The organism is Geobacillus sp. FJAT-46040, assembly GCF_002335725.1.
In the GTDB taxonomy this organism is placed as follows: domain Bacteria; phylum Bacillota; class Bacilli; order Bacillales; family Anoxybacillaceae; genus Geobacillus; species Geobacillus thermoleovorans.
On sequence record NZ_NISS01000001.1, the window covers coordinates 620,383 to 622,432 of the forward strand.

3 protein-coding genes are annotated in these 2,050 nt (G+C 45.8%); all 3 read left to right on the forward strand.

Annotated features, from left to right (window positions below; genetic code table 11):
- A partial coding sequence (locus CD000_RS03360) for a terminase TerL endonuclease subunit (protein WP_233130387.1) occupies nt 1–602 on the forward strand: 602 nt, incomplete at its 5' end.
- A 4-nt stretch (nt 603–606) separates the two neighbouring features.
- Nucleotides 607–792, forward strand: coding sequence for a hypothetical protein (locus CD000_RS18660; protein WP_096224890.1), 186 nt, complete (start codon nt 607–609; stop codon nt 790–792).
- A gap of 16 nt (nt 793–808) precedes the next feature.
- The coding region (locus CD000_RS03370) for a phage portal protein (RefSeq protein WP_143425273.1) at nt 809–2,050 on the forward strand (1,242 nt) is incomplete at its 3' end.

Consider the following 2,050-nt stretch of genomic DNA (forward strand, 5'->3'; position numbering starts at 1 on the left):
ACTTAACGAGCGTTTCTATCGAAATCCCTTTGAATGACGGCAAATTTGTCGTCTTGTCCCACTCGTTCATACCGGAAGAAAAGCTCGATGAGCGGGTCAAGACTGATAAAATGCCGTTCGATCAATGGGTTCGTCAAGGTTGGATCACCGCCACACCAGGAGCGGTCGTCGATTATACGTTTGTGCGCGAATATATCAAGTCAATTGAGCCGACATACGGCGTTTTGGTGAAGGAAATTTGCTATGACAAGTACAACGCGCGGCATTTGATGCAAGAGCTTGAGGCGGATGGCTTCACAACAGTAGAAATTCCGCAGGGGATTCGTTATTTGACGGAGCCGACGAAAAATTTCCGGACAAAAGTGTTTGAAAAGAAAATCATTCATAACAAAAACCCTGTTTTAGCGTGGGCGGTTGGCAACGCGGTGACACGAAAAGACGCCCAGGAGAACATTATGCTGGATAAATCGAAGAGCACAGACCGGATTGACCCATTGGCAGCGCTCATTAACGCCCATGCCCGGGCGATGTTTGCGAATGCCGAATCGGTTGACGTATCGGAATTTGCGACCGATGACTTTTTAGACAGACTGTGGGGTTGATAAAGTGAAGAAATTAAGCAAAATCTTTCGTGATTACGCGGAAGATTTTTTTATTTTCATTGGTCTAATGCTTATCAACATCGCGACGTTCCGATTAAGCGTGACGGCAGGGCTGTATATGCTGGGTTTTTCTTGTTTAGCCGTCGGCATTTTTGCAGCGCTGCATCCACCGAAGCGTTATCCGCCATGAAGGAGGTGAGGAATGAATGTTTTTCCGACGCGCTTTGGAACGAAGAAGTACGGAATACAGCTTGAACGATCCGGCTCTTTTAGATTTTCTTGGCATTTCTCCCGGTGATGTGAATGTTTACGGAAAAAATGCTTTGAAAGAAGCGACGGTTTACGCCTGTATTAAAATCTTGGCTGAATCGATTTCGAAGCTCCCCTTAAAGATTTATCGAGAGGACGAAAATGGGGTCAATAAAGCGACCAAACACTATTTGTATAAGCTGCTGAAGCTCCGCCCCAATCCGTATATGTCGGCATCTGACTTCTCCAAGTGTAATGAAACGCAACGAAACCTATATGGGAATGCGTACGTCAACATCGAGACAGATGAAAAGGGCCGGATTGTGGCGTTTTGGCCGATTGATTCAAGTAGGGTGAAGATTTGGATTGACGACGTGGGCCTTTTCAGTAGCAAAAATAAAATCTGGTATGAAGTTGACGTCGGGACAGAAAGAAGAAAGCTTATGCCGGATGAAATTTTGCATTTTAAAAGCGGCATTACGCTCGACGGGATCGTTGGCATTCCTCCTCTCGATTATTTGCGGGCGACGGTGGAGAATGCGGCGGCGGCCGGACGGTTTATCAATAATTTTTACAAGCAAGGGTTGCAAGTGAAAGGGATCGTTCAGTACGTGGGCGATTTAAACCCAGAAGCGCAGAAGAAATTCAGGGAAAAATTTGAGGAAATGTCATCGGGACTGAAAAACAGTCACCGCATCGCGCTCATGCCGATCGGATATGAGTTCAAACCCATCAGTTTAACGATGTCCGATGCGCAATTTTTAGAAAACACAGAGCTCACGATCCGGCAAATCGCTACAGCGTTCGGAATTAAGATGCACCAACTCAACGATTTAAGCCGGGCAACTCATACGAATGTAGCCGAACAGCAACGGCAGTTTTACGTGGATACATTGCTGCCGATTTTAACAATGTATGAGCAAGAGATGACGTATAAATTGTTTCTTGACAGTGAAATTGACGCTGGATATTACGTGAAATTCAACGTTGACAGCATGCTTAGAAGCGACATTAAAACGCGTTATGAAGCGTATGGCATCGGAATTGAGAAAGGTTTTATTACGCCGAACGAGGCGAGGGCATTAGAAGAGAAGCCACCTTTACCTGGCGGTGACCAGCTTGTATTTAATGGTAACGTTATTCCATTGACGATGGCCGGCCAACAGTACATGAAAGGAGGTGGTGACAGTGGGCAATCA